Annotated in this window: 17 protein-coding genes and 1 pseudogene; 9 read left to right on the top strand and 9 right to left on the bottom strand. The window is 36.6% G+C overall.

All coding sequences use genetic code 11. The annotated features are described in order from the left end of the window. Positions 1 to 105: 105 nt before the first annotated feature. On the top strand, positions 106 to 552 hold the full coding sequence (locus FW754_RS12060) for a hypothetical protein (RefSeq protein WP_446324773.1): 447 nt from the start codon (positions 106 to 108) through the stop codon (positions 550 to 552). A gap of 58 nt (positions 553 to 610) precedes the next feature. Here the strand turns inward: FW754_RS12060 and FW754_RS12055 are convergent, their stop codons facing one another. Continuing rightward, positions 611 to 1,873, bottom strand: a complete 1,263-nt coding sequence (locus FW754_RS12055) for a hypothetical protein (RefSeq protein ID WP_446324772.1) — start codon at positions 1,871 to 1,873, stop codon at positions 611 to 613. A 119-nt stretch (positions 1,874 to 1,992) separates the two neighbouring features. Here FW754_RS12055 and FW754_RS12050 point away from each other — a divergent pair, with 119 nt between their 5' ends. Together FW754_RS12050 and FW754_RS12045 are read left to right on the top strand one after the other, a co-directional pair. Further along, entirely contained in the window at positions 1,993 to 2,784 is a 792-nt protein-coding gene (locus tag FW754_RS12050; protein WP_446324771.1) for a class I SAM-dependent methyltransferase, read from the top strand. A gap of 37 nt (positions 2,785 to 2,821) precedes the next feature. Beyond that, on the top strand, positions 2,822 to 3,436 hold the full coding sequence (locus FW754_RS12045; RefSeq protein ID WP_446324770.1) for a hypothetical protein: 615 nt from the start codon (positions 2,822 to 2,824) through the stop codon (positions 3,434 to 3,436). 64 nt (positions 3,437 to 3,500) lie between these two features. Here FW754_RS12045 and FW754_RS12040 read toward each other — a convergent pair whose 3' ends face one another. Both FW754_RS12040 and FW754_RS12035 read right to left on the bottom strand, forming a co-directional pair. Further along, on the bottom strand, positions 3,501 to 3,917 hold the full coding sequence (locus tag FW754_RS12040; protein WP_446324769.1) for a protease inhibitor I42 family protein: 417 nt from the start codon (positions 3,915 to 3,917) through the stop codon (positions 3,501 to 3,503). A 47-nt stretch (positions 3,918 to 3,964) separates the two neighbouring features. Then, positions 3,965 to 4,456 (bottom strand): annotated as a pseudogene (locus FW754_RS12035) (hypothetical protein); the annotation flags it as partial. A 485-nt stretch (positions 4,457 to 4,941) separates the two neighbouring features. Here FW754_RS12035 and FW754_RS12030 point away from each other — a divergent pair. Further along, complete coding sequence (locus FW754_RS12030; RefSeq protein ID WP_446324768.1) at positions 4,942 to 5,577, top strand: class I SAM-dependent methyltransferase; 636 nt, start codon at positions 4,942 to 4,944, stop codon at positions 5,575 to 5,577. 66 nt (positions 5,578 to 5,643) lie between these two features. Here the strand turns inward: FW754_RS12030 and FW754_RS12025 are convergent, their stop codons facing one another. Next, on the bottom strand, positions 5,644 to 6,114 hold the full coding sequence (locus tag FW754_RS12025) for a Holliday junction resolvase-like protein (RefSeq protein ID WP_409511989.1): 471 nt from the start codon (positions 6,112 to 6,114) through the stop codon (positions 5,644 to 5,646). A gap of 161 nt (positions 6,115 to 6,275) precedes the next feature. Here FW754_RS12025 and FW754_RS12020 point away from each other — a divergent pair, with 161 nt between their 5' ends. The 5 genes from FW754_RS12020 to FW754_RS12000 all read left to right on the top strand — a co-directional run bounded on the left by FW754_RS12020 (position 6,276) and on the right by FW754_RS12000 (position 11,757). Then, complete coding sequence (locus FW754_RS12020) at positions 6,276 to 6,920, top strand: AAA family ATPase (RefSeq protein WP_446324767.1); 645 nt, start codon at positions 6,276 to 6,278, stop codon at positions 6,918 to 6,920. 163 nt (positions 6,921 to 7,083) lie between these two features. Next, entirely contained in the window at positions 7,084 to 8,196 is a 1,113-nt protein-coding gene (locus tag FW754_RS12015; protein ID WP_409511987.1) for an AI-2E family transporter, read from the top strand. 248 nt (positions 8,197 to 8,444) lie between these two features. Further along, entirely contained in the window at positions 8,445 to 9,005 is a 561-nt protein-coding gene (gene sodC, locus FW754_RS12010) for a superoxide dismutase [Cu-Zn] SodC (RefSeq protein ID WP_446324766.1), read from the top strand. Positions 9,006 to 9,180: 175 nt separating this feature from the next. Beyond that, positions 9,181 to 11,331 (top strand): YccS family putative transporter, encoded by a 2,151-nt coding sequence (gene yccS, locus FW754_RS12005; RefSeq protein WP_446324765.1) that lies wholly within the window; start codon positions 9,181 to 9,183, stop codon positions 11,329 to 11,331. Between the two features lie 138 nt (positions 11,332 to 11,469). Further along, the gene (locus FW754_RS12000) at positions 11,470 to 11,757 is read left to right on the top strand and encodes a DUF3817 domain-containing protein (RefSeq protein WP_409511984.1); all 288 of its coding nucleotides are present in this window, start codon (positions 11,470 to 11,472) and stop codon (positions 11,755 to 11,757) included. 86 nt (positions 11,758 to 11,843) lie between these two features. Here FW754_RS12000 and craA read toward each other — a convergent pair whose 3' ends face one another. From craA to FW754_RS11975, 5 genes are all read right to left on the bottom strand, one after another. After that, positions 11,844 to 13,094, bottom strand: coding sequence for a chloramphenicol efflux MFS transporter CraA (craA, locus tag FW754_RS11995; protein ID WP_409511983.1), 1,251 nt, complete (start codon positions 13,092 to 13,094; stop codon positions 11,844 to 11,846). Between the two features lie 395 nt (positions 13,095 to 13,489). Further along, a complete protein-coding gene (locus tag FW754_RS11990) occupies positions 13,490 to 14,365 on the bottom strand; it encodes a pirin family protein (protein WP_446324764.1) in 876 nt (291 codons plus the stop codon). A 151-nt stretch (positions 14,366 to 14,516) separates the two neighbouring features. Next, a complete protein-coding gene (locus FW754_RS11985; protein WP_446324763.1) occupies positions 14,517 to 15,281 on the bottom strand; it encodes a nucleotidyltransferase domain-containing protein in 765 nt (254 codons plus the stop codon). Positions 15,282 to 15,437: 156 nt separating this feature from the next. Then, positions 15,438 to 15,812, bottom strand: coding sequence for a hypothetical protein (locus FW754_RS11980; RefSeq protein WP_446324762.1), 375 nt, complete (start codon positions 15,810 to 15,812; stop codon positions 15,438 to 15,440). A gap of 195 nt (positions 15,813 to 16,007) precedes the next feature. Beyond that, positions 16,008 to 17,417: an FAD-binding oxidoreductase gene (locus FW754_RS11975; RefSeq protein WP_419347732.1), complete on the bottom strand. Its 1,410-nt coding sequence runs from the start codon at positions 17,415 to 17,417 to the stop codon at positions 16,008 to 16,010. Positions 17,418 to 17,749: the final 332 nt, after the last annotated feature.

Below are 17,749 nucleotides of genomic sequence, written 5' to 3'. Positions count from 1 at the left end.
CTAATACGTATACTTTCCAAATAATGACGATAGGTCTAAAGTATTTTAAAAAATAAACCCTGAAAAATTCATAGAAAATCATAAATAACAAAGAGTTTTCAACTAATGATGCAATATATCTACGCTACAACACTTTTTTTATTGAGCAATATTTTAATTACACCCATCTCATTGGCAAAACCAGTGCAAGACGAAAAAGTCTTACAATCTGTAGAAAATTTTGATCAATTTCAAACGACTGAAGGTAATCAAATTAAACTCATTAAAACTCCACAAGGCTGTCGAATTGAAGCAATCTTTTATGGAGAAATAGGTCGTACTAAAGAAAACTTCTTATTTGCATATATCCAAAATAAACTACACCTTCAACATGCTGCACATTATGAATATCATTACAGTCATGGAGGATTAACTAATTTATCCGAAAATAAAGGAGAATTTTCCACAACTGTTCAACGAGTCGAACTTGATCCCAAAGCATCTGAACAGCAACAGAGTTTCAAAACCTACTTACAACTATTTCCTGTTACTGCGTTACAATCTTGCCATTAACCCCATGTAAATCTATAAAAATTCGCCCTCATCCTTTCATAGAAGGACGAAAATTTTATTAAATCATCGTGAATTTTTCGTTGTCTTGCACTGACTCAGACTCAAAATTACAATTCCCTTGCTCATCTGAATGCATATATAAGTTTTTATAGCTCAATAAATAAAATTCTGGGCATTTTTTAATGACAATCGGATGCATATCCAAAGATAAAGCTTCATCTTGTTTGAATAATTTGGTCACACGGCGATCATTCATACAGATCAAATAGGTCTGTTTTTTCACTTCAACCTGAACTAAACCGCTATGTTCAACATGCAATGGAATAATGTATTTACCATTAATATCAATTACCTGCTGTTCATAACTTTCAACTTTTTGGGTAATTACATTAAAAACTAAAATATTGCCAAAACGATCTTGCAGTTGATTTTTTTCTTCAAAAGCAAAATTGACCTGTATACCTAACTTTTCTAAGTCTTGTTCATCGACACGTTTATTGGTCAGTAAAATTCGGGTAATGGTTTGTTTTAAACTCGCATCAAAAAAGTTTTTATCGAGTTGTAAATCAATCCCTTTCAGAATATTTCCTAAAGCTTCATTGTGTGCACCAAGTAAATGAGCAACCACACTACGATAGTAAAACTTACTATTTTTCTTCACTTCACGCATTTGACGATAAAAATAAATCGGCTCAAATGGACGTTCGATAAAGTCATGCAGTAATGCTGAACTTGCCAAAACAGCAATGGCATCATGTCCTGTATAAGGTAGATGTAAGGTATGCAACTGAGGAATAAGCGGTTTAATTTTTAAATAATGCTCTTTGTCATGTTCAAAATAAGGATCATAAACAATAATATATTCACACTCAGGATTAATATCCTGTGCTTGAATCTGCATATCTGCATTTAAATCTGCATCATAAAAATCGGTATAGCGCTTGTCTTCTACATCTTCAGGATTGATCGAATATTGTGGCACCATTGCCACCACACGGTTCATTTTGAGTGGCTTAGAATATTTAATTGCAGCATAACCACCCATCGAGCCACCATAGCCGACAATACGTTGATACTTTTGCAAAATGGGTGTTAAAAATTCAAGTAAAGCAGACATACTTACCGCAGGAAACCAAGACTTTTGCTTGGGCATAATGCCGACCATACTATAATCATATTTCATCAATGACTTTTCAGCATTGATTGATGTTCCTTTCGCACGCGTAATTAAATCGCCAAAAGACAACACTAGCGTTTCAGTCGTTCCCTCTAGGTAAATGGCTCTGATATGCTCATCTTCAAAAATTATCTGCTTATCCATCGCAATACCGTGAACCGGACTCTCCAAAAGGCAAAAAAATGAAACAATGAATGACTTGCCGAGCCATTACATGTGGTGTCATATTTTATAGATTCTACACAGATTAAAAAGCGCAAAATATGACACATTATTTACATCCTGCTGCACAAAAAGGCTTCAGTTCAGCAGCTGAATTGTACCAACAAGCACGCCCAGATTATCCTCAAGACATCGTATCTTGGCTCAAAAATGAACTGAATTTAGATCAGGATTCTATTGTTGTCGATCTTGGTTCAGGAACAGGAAAGTTTTTGCCTTATCTCAAACAGATCACACCTCATATTATTGCTATTGAGCCTGTTTCAGAAATGCTTGAACAATTGAAAATAGTACATCCTGATGTACAAACCATACAAGCGAACAGCGATGAAATTCCACTTAAAAATGAATATGTTGATGCTATTGTATGCGCCCAATCTTTTCATTGGTTTGCAAATGCTGAAAGTCTACGTGAAATCCATCGGATTTTAAAACCCCAAGGACATCTTGGGCTCATTTGGAATCAACGTGATGAACAGGTTAATTGGGTTAAAGCAATTGCTGACTTATTGGCTCAATACGAAGGTGATACCCCACGCTTCCATAGTGATTTATGGAAAAATGCCTTTAACTCAACAGAAATGCAACAATGTTTTGATGCTCCAACATTAAGTACATTCAATCAATTACATACAGGCTTAGTCGAACAAGTCGTGAGCCAACGTTTGCTCTCAACGAGTTTTATTGCCGCTATGCCAAGTGCCTCGCAAGTTCAAATGAAACAACAATTTGAAAAACTAGTATATGATTACACAGGAAAGCAAGCTCAGGATGAAATTAGCTTTCCCTATCGAACTTATGCTTACCATTATCAAAAATTGGTCGGTCAGTAATACATAAAAAACATTAAATCAGTGTCAGGATATGAATATGAAGCTCCGTTTTCAACCCGTTGTATTGAGTATGTTGTTCAGCTCCATGGTGTTGGTTGCAGGCTGTTCTCAATCCAATGATGCAAACTCTGATAGTAAAAATAAAGATCTGTCGAGTGATGTAAAAAAAGAGCTTAAAACTGCTCAGATTAAACCATTCCCAAAAACAGCAGATGATAGACATGATATTGATCTACTCATTGAATATGATCAAAAATTCAATGAAATGAATAGTGCGCTTGAAGCTGATTTGAAAAAGATGCTTGATGAAGGTAATCTCACACCTGAACTTGAATTACAACGCAAACAAGACAGTGTACGTTCTGCTCAAAATATGCTGAAAGATTTAGATTTAAAAACCGAGCAAGGGCGTTATATTCAAGGGTTGCTCTATCAATATTGGGAAAAACAAGCAAAAAAATATAAAAATGGTCAGAGTTCTATGAACCAAAAAGATCATCCCAATAATAAAGTTAAAGGAATGGGCGATTTAATTACTGCCAATAACCAACTTGAATATTGGAAATCACAAAACTCTTATACCGAAACCGATGAAACGAGTAATACAGAGGCTGACGGTGAGGCTTCGAGTGAAGTTCAAACAGCCTATTAACCTAATATTTAAAACTTGAAAGATTGCTTCAGGTTTTAAATATCAAACGCATCTTAGGTAATGTTTAGGAAATTCTAACTCGACATTGCCATTGTTCCACACCTTGCATAGATGAATCTTTGGCTTCCCACGGACGAATATGAACAAGGTGAATGTCGTCTTGTCCTATTTTTTCAGCCGTAAATTTAAAGGTTTTTGTACCAGGAACACCCACCATGCCTGCATTGGCCTTGCCTGCCAAATAGGTTTCTTCCATCTTCAATAAAGTCACAGGTTTAGCGATTTGCCACTGATAACCTGTCGATGGATTCTCAGGCAAAGTTACAACAATCACCTCTCCCTGATCAACTTCTAACAATGCAGGACACTTCTGCTTCAAGATATATTGATGTGTTTTACCATCCACTGTTGATCCTGAACTTTGACACGCTGTTAATCCCAACATCAGACAAGTAAATGCCATACCCATGAATAATTTCATAATTTTAAACACTCATACTCTCTTATAAATTTTAACGATATCAAATCTTAAATATTTTGTTTTTCAATCCATTGAATTGAATCTACTCGAATGAGTTTACATGCCCCATCACCAACGCCATTCCAATCGAGTGCCGATTTCCACACCAAATCTTTATCGTTAATTTGTACCAAATCACCTGTTAAATGCACCAAATCACCACGTTTCACTTTTTTGATATCTTCAGCCACTTGCGGATTGGCAGGAATAATATGCATATTACTTACCAATTGCGTTGCCATTTGTGCAGGCAATGGTGGATGTGCCATCTGCCAATTTAAGAAGCGGTCATATTGATTAATCGAAATCTGACGGGCAATATCTGGTCGAGTAAAAACACCTCGTGTCACAGCGTAATCGATGGGTGAAAACTTAGCTTGCTCATCATTAGTATATTCTTTTGAACCCAAAATACGGAACTCACCTTGAAAGGCTTCAAGTACTGAGATTTTTTGATCCGCATCAGTTGGGGCTAAACCATTGGCAATATTATATTCAGGATTAAATTTTTTAAAATTTACCGACTGTGACTTTAATGATGACCTAAATTGCGACTGTGCTTGTTGTTTCGCAATAGCACTGTTTGGATGTGCAATATTCGCTTTCAAGTCACTGACAGCGTTTTGTCTAGCATTCTGTCCTGCAACATTAACCGATTGAAAAGCATAGGACTGTAAAGCAAATAAGCTCAAAGCCCCGATACACAAAAGATATTTTAAGCCTGTTGCCGATGACTTATAAATCTTTGACTGTACGCACTCAGCATTGTGTTTCATCTGTCCTTGCTTCCCATTCAAACTTTATTCATATTTATCATAAGCCTGAAAACTGAAATAAATATTTGCTTTCGGTAACAATATGCAGAATTTTCGTCAAGCTTTTGTCAGTTCTGCACAGTGACATTTTGGATAAACAGGCTAAAATTATACTATAAAGACGCTATATCAATATCTGACAACACAGCTCACAATAAGAAGCCAAAGCCATGATTTATAAGTATTACCAACAGCATGTTTTCCCGCATATTCTGAATCAAGTGATGCAAGTACCAAGCCTCATGCAAAGTCGAGCAGAATTACTCAAAAGCATTCAAGGCGATGTATTAGAAATTGGTTTTGGTACAGGTTTGAATATTCCCTTTTATCAAGCAGTCGATACACTCTATGCGCTTGAACCCAATGCGGATGTCTTTCAACTTGCTCGAGAGCGTATTTTCAAGGCACCATTTTTAGTTCAGCATTTACAAGCAAGTGCTGAAAAATTACCTTTTGCTGATAACTCTGTTGATCATGTGGTGAGTACGTGGACAATGTGTAGTATTGCCAATTTAGATAAAGCTTTGGCTGAAATTCGCCGTGTGCTCAAACCCACAGGTACACTACATTTGGTCGAGCATGTTGAATATCATAACAATGACACATTGAAAAAATTGCAAAATTTATTAACCCCGATACAAAAAATTATTGCTGATGGCTGTCATCTCAATCGCAATATTGAATTATTATTGCTCAATGCGGGTTTTAAATTTACACAAAAATCTTATTATGATGCTGAAGGTATTCCACGCATTGGCAGACGCATGTTTTTTGCTCGCGCACAGAAAATAGCGCATGAGCATTAATACAATAGATTAACTTTCAATTCATATTTTAATTGTATAAAAATTGACTGAGGTCTTTGCACTGACTTAGACCTCATCAAAATCAATACGAATCGTTTCAAAACGTACTCGTCCCTCTCTAATCGCTTGTGCAATCGCTTGTTGCCCTTTGGTTAAACGTGCTCCACCACTTTTAATATCGATCAATACCACTTCAATATCTTCAGCTTGTCCATCACCATCACGAAAATCTGTATAGCCATCAAACACTATATAATCAATGGGGTCACCTAAAAATTTAGCATCACTCGGTAAATACCGAAATTCAGGCATAATTGGTGCCATTTGCTCTGCCATTTTTCCTTTAAGTACAGCACGACTCGTATTTACACTGCGTTTCTGCGCGTGTACCAATGCTTGTTGATGCTCCATTTCAAGCTCAGTAATATACTGCTCGTACTCGGCTTTAATTTTTCCATTTCGTGTTCCCGACAACACAAGCGTTGTCAGTACGATGCCAATGCACGCTCCGATCAACATTGCCATCCCAACGGACATGCGCAATTCCTATATACTTTAGTTTCGCTCAATGTAAACAACTTTCTCATTTTACTCAATGTAAACAAACTTATAACTTTTATGCAATGTAACCTATCTGTGCAAAATTAATGCTAAGCTAAGATAAAGAATGCTGTGCTGAATCAATTATTGAAGGACTCATGAAAACTATACTTATTGCAAATTTAAAAGGTGGTTGCGGCAAAACAATGACGGCGATTACGCTCACTTCAGCACTCGCTCAAAAAGGCTATAAAGTCGCTCTTGCCGATGCTGACACGCAAAAATCTGCATTGCAATGGTTAAAACAACGTCCTGCACATGCAGCACCTATTCAAATTTTAGATTGGCGTCATGAAAAATCGATTGGCGATGCACCCAAAAATTTAGATTATTTAATTATTGATGCACCAGGGGCACTGACAGGTGAACATGCCGAACAACTCATTAGTGAATGTCATGCCATTGTTACGCCACTTCAACCCTCTTTCTTTGACATAGACAGTACCAAACGCTTTTTAAAACATATTCAAGAGATTAAACGTATTCGCAAAGGTAAAGTTGCTGTGCATTTACTTGCCAATCGTATAAAAGCCAACAGTGCCAGCTCAAAAGAAATTCAACAATTTTTTGAAAAAATTGAGCATCAGCCTGTCGCATGGATTGCTGAACGTAGTGCCTATGGTCAACTTGCTATGCAAGGTTTAAGCATTTTTGATAAAAATCAAAAAAACTTTTTACAAATTCAGGAACAATGGCAACCTCTACTCAATGCGCTAATTGAAGACTCATCAAGTTGGTTTTAAAACTTTATTATTCAATGCTGAATCACTAAGCTGATCTTGTCGACACTCAGAAAACAGCACATTTTTGAATTTTCATATATGATGGAAACAGAAAGCGAGGATTCTATAACTGGTTTTTATGTTATGAATCGAAATAATAATCTCCTATTCATCCGAGTAATTTGTGCAAGAATTTAATCCGACTTTACAGCGTGCATTGCTATTTGGGCTGCTTTTTATCCTGATTTTTCTTGGATTTGACATACTCAAGTACTTTATCGTGCCTGTGCTATGGGCATGTATTATTGCCTATATGACATGGCCCTTGTATAAGCGGATTCAACGATTTTGTGGTACGCAACGTTCTACACTCAGTGCCTCAATCATGATTACGATCATTGTTTTAGTCATTGGGCTTCCACTCACATTTGCAATTTTTATTTTGCAACACGAAGGTCGAAATCTCTATTTTGATCTACAACGTCAGTTTTCTTCAGGTCATTTAAGCGTTCCCGACTTTATTCGTGAACTACCAATCATTGGTAAAGAAATTAGTCGTACTGTCCGTGAAATTAATACCGATCCAAATAGCTTTTCACAAACCATTGGTGTTTGGATTCAAGGTCACATGAATTACGGTAAATTTGTACTCAATGAAATTACCCGAAATTTAGTGAAACTTGGTTTTGCAGTGATGTCGTTATTCTTTTTTTACCGCGATGGCCAGACTATTGTGGAACAAGTCAGTAAAGCATTACACAAAATTATTGGTCCTCGTGTGCACCACTATATGGACACTATTTCAGAAACAACTCGGGCAGTTGTCTATGGGGTTGGACTGACTGCGATAGCACAATCCATTCTTGCGGGTATCAGTTATTTTGTCGCAGGTGTACCTAACCCAATGGTATTGACCATTGTGACATTCCTTTTCGCTCTCATTCCCTTTGGTCCACCATTGGCTTATGGTGCAGTGTCATTGTGGTTATTTTCACAAGGGCAAACAATGGAGGCAATTGGTGTCATGGCTTGGGGCGTGTGTGTCGTCAGTACTGCCGACAACGTTATTCGCCCATTGGTGATTTCAGGTGCAACTAAAATTCCATTCTTACTGATTATGTTTGGTGTTTTAGGTGGATTGGCAAGTTTTGGCTTAGTCGGACTGTTTATTGGTCCTGTAATTCTAGCTATTTTACTGGCAATTTGGCGTGAATGGTTACACGAAACTACGGCACCTGAGCCAATGCCAGACAGTACACTTGCTTATGATCTTGATGATGATCCTGATTTTAAATAATTGATTTTATTTTTTATTTGATAATAAAGCGATGCCATTTTCTATAGCATCGCTTTATTTTTTGCAATTTCTTCACGCTTCAACGATGATTGTTCTAAAATATTAAAATCATTCAATACTTATTACACACCAAGCACGCAATCATCCGTTAATAAATCTATACAATCAAACTGTTAAAAGCTCCTAGTATGACAAGCACACTTTTGTTTGAATAAATAGAATAACAAACAAAATTGGAATACTTTTTCATGCCTCAGGTTTACTCATATTTTCAAATACTCGCTGCATCGACCTTACTTGGTTTTTCTCTCGTAGGCTGTAGCGCGACACCATCGAAAGAAAAAAATAGCACTGAAAAAGTTGTGGTTCTTGTCAATGCTGTAAGTTCAGAAGGTATTGGTGCAAAACTAGGGACAATCACATTGCAAGATACTGCTCGTGGTTTAAGTATCCAGTCTAAGCTCTCTAATCTCCCTTCTGGTTTTCATGGTTTTCATATCCATGAAAAAGGCTCATGTGCTCCTGCTGAAAAAGAAGGCAAGAGTGTCGCTGCACTTGCAGCAGGTGGACACTTTAATCCACATCAATCAGGTCATGGCACACCAAATGATGGTCATATGGGCGACCTACCTGTACTCAATGTTGACTCAAGTGGTAATGCCAATACGACCGTTTTGGCGCCTCGTTTAAGTTTAAAAGATGTGAAAGGGCTTGCGATTATGATCCATGCTGGTGGGGATAATTTCTCAGACTATCCAAAACCATTAGGTGGTGGCGGTGATCGTATTGCTTGTGGTGTAATCCAATAATCTATTTGCGGAAATATTTGTGGATAAAGTAAGCTTTATCCACAATTTTAAAAAGATGTGGGTACATTCTATTTCCCTTTCTCAAATATCCACTTTGTTTCGATTAGTGATTACACATAGCACAGTTTATTGCTAAAGATTAAAATAGAAAAATTCCACTCAGGCTTATATTTCCGTGAATTCTTTGCATGCATATTTCCGAAACATCCACTCGAGTTCAATTCTGATCTATTGCTTGCAAATTTTTATTGTGCTGAGTGGAACAACACTAGGTTTATATTTTTCAGGTTATACCGAACTTATTGTTCCCATTACTTTAGGTGCAATTGCGACAGCATTGACCGATTTCGATGATCGTCTCAGTATTCGCCTGCGTAATTTAATCTATGTTTGCATCTTATTTTTTGCAGTCAGCAGTATTTTATATTTACTACATCCTTATAAATTCATCTTTATTTTATACCTATCACTCTCTAGTGGCATGCTCATGCTTATGGGGGCATTTGGTCAACGCTATGCAACCATTTCATTCGGAACAATTTTATTATCAATTTATACCATGTTTGGATTGGGTGAATATGAACATTGGTATCAACAATCGATCTATTTTGTATTAGGTGCATTGTGGTACGGCACGACATCTATTCTATTTTATTTGCTTAAACCGACCCAAGCAGTACAAGACAATTTAGCGCAAAGTTTTCAAGCCCTTGCTCAAGTCCTTGAAAAAAAAGCCAAGCTCTTTGATCCAGATAATACCCACAATGTCGAACAGCTCCTTTATAATTTATCTTTAGAAAATAGTCTTGTGGTGCAACATTTAAATACTACGAAAGCCTCTTTACTCACTCGGCTCAAAGCCTCTCGTGCAAATAGAAACACGATTTATTGGCTAAATTTGTATTTTTTAGCCCAAGATATTCATGAACAAGCGACTTCAAATTATTTGCACTATGAAAATATTCATCAAAATTTTAGTCGTACTGATTTAATCTACCGCATTCAAAAAAACATTCGCCTACAAGCGCGCCATTGCGAACAACTTGCGCAGTGCATTATTCAAAGACAAAGTTTTCAGGTTCATCCCGATCATGAAATGATTTTAAATAATTTAGAAAATTCACTTCAAGAATGGATAGAGCAAAATCCACAAAACTTAGAAGTAAAGAACTTACTTTTAGTGTTCAATAATTTACGTAATGTCCAAGCGCAATTTAAAAATCTCAGCATTGAGCAAGAAAGCTACCAACAAAGTTATACACGCCATCAAGACAATTTGAATCTACTCGATGATGATATTCATGGCGTAGATGATTTATGGCTCAAGCTTAAACAAAATTTGACCCCGAATTCAGCATTATTTCGTCATTCCATCCGTATTGCCTTTGTCTTTGCTATTGGTTATGCCATTTCACTTTTACCCTTTGCCAAAAATGGCTATTGGATTTTACTCACGAGTTTATTCGTCTGTCAGATCAGCTACTTTGCCACTAAAAGCCGTCTTAAAATGCGAACTTTGGGCACACTTTTGGGTGTTATTTTAGGTATTCCCGTTCTATATTTTGTGCCAAGTATTGAAGGGCAATTGGTGCTCACCATTATTTTTGGCGTGTACTTTTTTTATTTACGTTCCAAAAAATATGCCATGGCGACCCTCATGGCAACACTTATGGTTTTGCTTATTTTCAATCTAAAAGGTGCGGGTTTCTCAATTATTTTACCAAGAATTATGGACACTCTTTTAGGCTGTGCCATCGCATGGTTTGCTGTGAGTTTTATTTGGCCCGATTGGAATTTTCGCAATATTTCCAACAACATCCGTAAAAGTAGCCAAGCTACTTTGGGGTACTTTGATGCTGTAGTTGAACAATACCAACATGGTAAAACAAATAGTATAGAGTACCGTCAATCACGCCGTTTAGCTCATAATGCTCACATTGAGCTATCCAATATGATTTCGAGTTTAAGTACCGAACCTCATCCGAACCAAGATTTAATTCACAATGCATTTCGTTATTTGGTCTATAGCCACAGCCAACTCAGTTATGTGTCAGCTTTAGGCAGCCATCGTACACAAGTACAAGATGCTCAAATTTTAGATTTAATGTTGTGGTGTAAAGAAACATTAAATGATGTCTTACTCAATCAAACCCCTTTAGATCAAACGCTGATTACACAAAAATTGAATGACATTCATCAACTCAGTGAGCAAGATGATCTATCTGATAATCTGCAACTTGCCCTCAAACAAATCAGTTTGTTGCTTGAAACTTTACCTGAATTAGTCAGGCTTAAAACAGCATTGCTTAAGTTGGAAATTAAATAAATTACAATATTTTCACTTTCAAAATGACATTTGTAAAATGTTGAAGTAGAAAATAACGGAATGATATTTTTAAATTTTGTTCAACTTTTCATCCATTTAAGCTACACTCGATATTCATTCTCATTTGATTAAGTGACCATGAATATCAAAAGTTTACGTGTTGTTGGTTTTCTTGAAGGGATTTCCTTCTTACTGCTTATTTTTATTGCAATGCCCTTAAAGTATATTTGGGACAATCCTATTTTGGTTAAATATGTCGGTATGGGGCACGGCGTATTATTTATTGCATTTTTAGTTGTTCTTTTTGTTGTATGTGAAAAGCAAAAATGGTCACTTAAAATGTTTTTACTTGGATTAATTGCCTCTATTTTACCCTTTGGCCCTTTTGTTTTTGATCATAAATTGAAAAAATCAGAACAGAATTAAGTTCATATCTCATAGTATTTTCCTGATATTTTGAATAAAGAGGGAAGCTATTTCCCTCTTTATTACTCTACTTAATCATAATAAGATTAAAACTCACCTCTCTCTTTTCTTTCTTGCATAATCTTATTCAAAGTTTGTCGTGGAAAACTAAACCAAATTAAAATCAGTGTGATACAAGATAATGCATAAGCCCACAGGTGAAAATGTACATAAGCGATACGTACCAACTCAATCACAATAAAAAAACTAAACATCATCAGCACTGAAACAGCAGCAGCAACGGTTCCTTTAGATACATTAGATGACATCAGGGCAAAACGATACAAAACTGAAAAGCTAATTCCCTCACCAAAACTAACCAAAGTCATGCCCAAAACAACACTATATAAAAAGTACTCTTGCCATATTAAGCCCAATCCGACAATCAATGTTCCACATAACATTAGGGGTAAACCGATCAATACAGTTTGACCTAATCTCAAACGATCAATCATTTTGATCAGGACAATATTGCCCAAAATCAGTCCACCTAAAACAGGAAATTGTGCCAATCCATATTGCATACTACTCAGACCAAGTTCTTCAACCAACATGACAGGAGATAGCGCAATCCAAAGCATGAGTGGCATGGCTACCATCGGCAGACCTAAAGTAAGTGCTAGAAAGTTTTTATTCTTAAATACTTTCTTATAATCATCCCAAATATAAGCCAATGGCTCTTTTGGAATACTTACTTTCACTTCAGGCATTTTTGCTTTTAAGCCAAACCAACTGAGAAATGCTAAAATCGCAATGCCAATAAAGCCCCAATGCCACGACACATGATCGATTAAAAATGCACCAACCACAGGACCCAATAAAGGTGCGAGTAGTGAAATATTCGCCATGAGTGCCATGACTTTAATGGCATCTCGTTCTTCAAAACTTTCTTGAATGGCAGCATAACCCACCGCAGCAATCACAGATAAACCAAAACCTTGTAGAAAACGTAAGGTAAGAAAACTTTCAATATTGTGTGTCATTAAAATTAATAAACAGGTAATCACAAAGAATGCGACCCCTGCCAATAACACTTTTTTCCGCCCAAGTCGGTCTGACAATGGGCCGAGTAACCAAGCGACACATGCTCCACCCAACAAATAAAATGACATGGATGAAGGTGCCCAAGCACTGCTCACGCCAAAATCCTTGGTAATGGCAAGCATGGCAGGCTGTACGAGATCATTCCCGATATAAACAGAAAATTCAAACAATACCAATGCTAAGGGAAACATAAATGTGGCACGACTTAACGGTACAGTTTGATGGCTCTGCTCGGATAAATTTTGATTTTGCATACAGTTTCAAACTTCTAAGCATTTTGTCAGTAGACAAATCAATCAACTGACACGAATTTTATAATATCTAATCTTTTATCTACTTGAGAAATACAGGAAATTTTAAGAGAAATCTGTATCGTTCCATCAGGAGATTAAGGAACAAAAGATCAGCTTGTTTTTAAATAATATGGATATGCGCTGGATACGCAATTGATGCATCGTGTTCACAAGATGCTATTGAAAAGAACAATAAATATTTAAATTTTAGACTATGAATAATCTAAATATCGTATAAAAAATAGTAAACATCCATCATTACGATACCAATGTCACTTTGTACAGTTTAGCAAATTTTCTGCATGCTGACGAGTATGTAGAAAATAGTGCATGATCAGAAACTTAGAATAATCGGTTTATTCACTGCTTTGTGGATTCAAAAAATGACCATTTTTTAAGTCTTCATAGGCTTGTAAGATTTCAGAATAATTATTCATCACAAAATAGCCTTTACCATAAATGGGTTCATTTAAAGGTTGTCCCGATAAATAAAGAAAATGGCTGTCTTGTATTGTTGTGAATTCAACATCACTGCCTTTATTGGACATAACAGCCATGTCTTGCGATTCAAGGTGCTCATCAGCATCTAATATGTGTACTCGCCCTGAACGCATATAGAATAATGTCGTACTCCCCTCTTGTGCAGGCAAAGTCAGCGTTTTTCCCGCAGGAACAAAGACGTCAAAAACATGCATCGGAGTGTGTGTTTCTGCAGGTCCTTGATGTTGCAAATATTCACCAGCAATCACACGAATATAACCTGCACCCTGATTCAATGTTATTTTCGGAATCTGATTTTCACGTAGGCTTTGGTAACGTGCAGGGTTCAATTTATCTTTCGCTGGCAAATTCACCCACAATTGGAGCATTTCAAATGTTCCTCCTGTTTTAGAAAATTCGGGACTAAACACTTCTTCGTGCAATATGCCTGATGCAGCCGTCATCCATTGCACATCGCCCGCACCAATAAGACCACCTCCACCCGATGAGTCTCTATGTTCAATTTCTCCTTTAAAAACAATAGTCACTGTTTCAAAGCCTCGGTGTGGATGTTCACTCACACCTTTGCGTAACCGTGTAGGTTGTAGTACGCCTGGCCCTAAATGGTCAAGGAGTAGAAATGGCGAAATGGTATTTCCCAATTCGTAATGGGAAAAAACGGAAACAACAGGGGAAAAATCACCGACTGCGGTTCGTGAATCATTGGAATGGATGAATGCGAGTGTTTTCATTTTTTACACATCATTTAAGTTCTATACGTAGATTAATCAAAGCATTCTTTATTCACTATAGCCCGATGCAAATGCTAGTTCCATTGCATTGTTCAAAGAACATATTTTGGATATGTTTTTTATATTACATTATCCAAATATCCCAACATGATTAACCATAAAAATGTTGCTTTAAATTAAAGCTATACTCTGTCAAATAGTTCTTTAACTTTTCAATATCATTGGTTTGCTCTATTTTACGTGAGCACAATATTTCAATTTTAGCATTCAAAAGTTTTAAGATTTGAATCTGTTCAGCTTCAGGTACTTGAGCTTTTTCTTTTTGCTGTTTTTTGATTTCTAAATAGTCTTCTGCCCAATGAAGTAATGGATCATTGGCATCGATCTGCTCAAATAGTTCAGTAATCAATAACTCAGGCATAATCTGCTGTGTAGCCAACTCTGCTGACATCAAACCACGAATGGAATAAAATACTTTCTTATAAGTGAAATTGTCCGCTACTTGCATCACATTCATTCCACCCTTTGCTAGAGATAAATAATGATAATACAAAGCCTTATAATCTACTTCCTCAAGTAATCTATCTTTAAATTTATCCCATTCAGGAAATTGATTGAAGTAGATAATATGCGCTCGTACCCACTCCAAAACAGTTGGGTTACTTTTCGCTAAAAGCCCAAACATTTTATTCAAATCAAAAGATACAAAATCAAAATCACCATCCATGATTTCGATCAAATCACGATGCTGGCGATAGTCGTAATACTGTGCTTTTGACGGTAAATGAAAACCTCGTACATCATAATCACTGTCTGGGCTTGCCATCCCCCATAAACGACTACCACTTTCGATATAAAACAATGGATGTTCGTCTCTATTTTGGAACAAATTTTGGATTTTTTGCTGAATGTTCATGATTATTCGCCACTCAATTTACTAATGGAAATTTAATTCGTTCTAAAATATCACTTCCCTGAACAGTATGAAAAAGCAGTCGTTAAAAAAACTGCTTAAATCTAGCTACGATTTATGCGGTTTCGCTTTTAACTTCAACCAAAAATCAAATATTTATTAAGGGCATTTTGCTGTTTGGAACGTCTTGGTATTTTTACCACGTAAGCATTGATACTCTTGTGTCTTATCAATCCGTTGCCACTGGCCATCGACATTCTTAAAGCGATAAATACTACGAATTGACTTTACCGAATCATCCATTAAACCTGTTTCAGTCAGTTTAACTTCGGCAACTGTCGGATTTTCCACCTGATTGAAATATTGACGTAACTCTACAGTCGACAAATTTTTACGTAAGTCCGAACGCTCATTTAGCACTTGAGCGATAGGTGTGTCACTACCTCCACTCACTTGACTGACCAATTTTTGCGTTGTCGCGCAACCTGTAAAAACTAAAGTACTTAAGAGAGAAAGACAAATTAACTTGTTCATTATTGTTTTTCCTAAAAAAGAAAGGCTTTACTTATGATGCAATAGCTTTGCAATTTATACTGTAGAAACTATGTTTCTAAAATCAATTTATCTAAAAAACTTGATAGATCTATCACGATTATTCAACTTTAGAATGCTTTTTTGGGACAATAAAAAACGCTCTAAAAAGAGCGTTTTATTCCATTTATTCAATCATTAAAGGTCGAATAATTTACCTGGATTCATAATGCCGTTTGGATCAAAAACTTGTTTCAAAGCCTTCATATAACCAATTTCTTCTTCAGAACGTGTGTAGTCCAAATATGGTTTTTTCGTCATCCCTACACCATGTTCCGCAGAAATTGAACCATCATATTTTTTCACAGTTTCAAACACATATTTATTCACAACCTGACATTTTGCAAAGAACTCATCTTTAGACAAATCGGCAGGTTTTAAAATATTTAAATGTAAATTACCATCACCAATATGACCGAACCAACAAATTTCAAAATCAGGATAGTTTGATTCTACAATTGCATCAATTTCTTTAATGAACGCAGGAACATGTGTGATTAATACTGAAATATCATTTTTATAGGGTGTAAATGGTGCAATTGACTCTGAAATATCTTCACGTAAACGCCATAAGCTGTGCACTTGATCGAGGCTTTGGCTCATCACACCATCAAGCACCCAACCTTGCTCCATACAATGCTCGAAGATTTCCATTGCTGCATCCATAATCGGTTCAAATGGCGCTTCAAATTCAAGCAATACATAAAATGGACAAGCTGTTTCAAATGGACGCTGTACATGACCATTATCCAAAACTTTCTGCATTGCCAATTCACCAAAGAACTCAAATGCAGTTAAATCAATTTTATTTTGGAATGCATGAAGTACAGGCATGATCGCATCAAAATCAGGTACACCGAGTACCATCACTTGTAAATCATGTGGTGCACGTTCAAGTTTAATTTCAGCTTCAGTCACTAAACCTAAAGTACCTTCACCACCAATAAATAAATGTTGAAGCGCATAACCCGTTGCATTCTTGATCATACCTTTATTTAAACGTAGTACATCACCTTTGCCTGTTACAACAGTCAAGCCCAACACCCAGTTACGTGTCATACCATACTTAATAACTTTAATACCGCCTGCATTGGTACCAATGTTACCGCCAATTTGTGATGAACCAGAAGATGCAAAATCTACAGGATAATACATGCCTTTTTCTTCGGCATAGTTTTGCAATTGTTCAGTCACAACACCTGCTTGTACTCGAACCATGCGATCTGCAGGATAAAACTCTAAAATTTGGTTCATCTTGTCAAAGCTAATCACGATCTCGCCATCAGCTGCAACCGCACCTGCCGATAAACCAGTACGACCACCTGATGGTGTAATCGCAACACCCCATTGATTGGCTAGTTTCACAATCAACTGCACTTGTTCAGTGCTCGATGGGAAAACGATAACAGATGGATTTGGGTCAAAGTGCTTGGTGTGGTCACGCCCCCAGTTTTGTAGACTATCCGCATCGGTTTTAATACGGCTTTCACCGACAATTTCTGTCAATTGGGTCAATAACTCAGGGGTTAAAGCGACTGGAGCATTCATCGTTTTCAGACCTTGCAAGAAGTAGAACAAGTATTTTCAGGTGTATACGCCTTGTATCAAATACAAGAGTACATCAAGAACATGTGAAGCTTTAATCGGCAATATATTTATCACCAATATTCACAGAACAATATTATAAGCCATTTTTCACAAAACCCGCAGAAAATCATGTTTTCTAAATGACACCTTTGAAATTACGCATTTAGGTAAAACCTACGCGACAAGTTTTGACATATTTTTCACAAAAATGATGAAAACAAGATCATTAAAGAAAATGATTATCTGTGATGTCCTATGCTATTATATCGCCACTAAATTTGGCCTTTGTAGCG

Source organism: Acinetobacter sp. 1207_04, assembly GCF_052850415.1.
This window is presented reverse-complemented; position numbering and strand designations above follow the sequence as displayed.

What these genes read in the sequence shown, in the direction of transcription:
- FW754_RS12025 (WP_409511989.1), bottom strand. Translation starts at nt 6,114, where the DNA reads ATGTCCGTTGGGATGGCAATGTTGATCGGAGCGTGCATTGGCATCGTA.
- FW754_RS11985 (WP_446324763.1), bottom strand. Translation starts at nt 15,281, where the DNA reads ATGAACATTCAGCAAAAAATCCAAAATTTGTTCCAAAATAGAGACGAA.
- FW754_RS12020 (WP_446324767.1), top strand. Translation starts at nt 6,276, where the DNA reads ATGAAAACTATACTTATTGCAAATTTAAAAGGTGGTTGCGGCAAAACA.
- FW754_RS12000 (WP_409511984.1), top strand. Translation starts at nt 11,470, where the DNA reads ATGAATATCAAAAGTTTACGTGTTGTTGGTTTTCTTGAAGGGATTTCC.
- FW754_RS12050 (WP_446324771.1), top strand. Translation starts at nt 1,993, where the DNA reads ATGACACATTATTTACATCCTGCTGCACAAAAAGGCTTCAGTTCAGCA.
- FW754_RS12055 (WP_446324772.1), bottom strand. Translation starts at nt 1,873, where the DNA reads ATGGATAAGCAGATAATTTTTGAAGATGAGCATATCAGAGCCATTTAC.
- craA (WP_409511983.1), bottom strand. Translation starts at nt 13,094, where the DNA reads ATGCAAAATCAAAATTTATCCGAGCAGAGCCATCAAACTGTACCGTTA.
- FW754_RS12045 (WP_446324770.1), top strand. Translation starts at nt 2,822, where the DNA reads ATGAAGCTCCGTTTTCAACCCGTTGTATTGAGTATGTTGTTCAGCTCC.
- sodC (WP_446324766.1), top strand. Translation starts at nt 8,445, where the DNA reads ATGCCTCAGGTTTACTCATATTTTCAAATACTCGCTGCATCGACCTTA.
- FW754_RS12060 (WP_446324773.1), top strand. Translation starts at nt 106, where the DNA reads ATGATGCAATATATCTACGCTACAACACTTTTTTTATTGAGCAATATT.
- FW754_RS12030 (WP_446324768.1), top strand. Translation starts at nt 4,942, where the DNA reads ATGATTTATAAGTATTACCAACAGCATGTTTTCCCGCATATTCTGAAT.
- FW754_RS11980 (WP_446324762.1), bottom strand. Translation starts at nt 15,812, where the DNA reads ATGAACAAGTTAATTTGTCTTTCTCTCTTAAGTACTTTAGTTTTTACA.
- FW754_RS11975 (WP_419347732.1), bottom strand. Translation starts at nt 17,417, where the DNA reads ATGAATGCTCCAGTCGCTTTAACCCCTGAGTTATTGACCCAATTGACA.
- FW754_RS11990 (WP_446324764.1), bottom strand. Translation starts at nt 14,365, where the DNA reads ATGAAAACACTCGCATTCATCCATTCCAATGATTCACGAACCGCAGTC.
- FW754_RS12040 (WP_446324769.1), bottom strand. Translation starts at nt 3,917, where the DNA reads ATGAAATTATTCATGGGTATGGCATTTACTTGTCTGATGTTGGGATTA.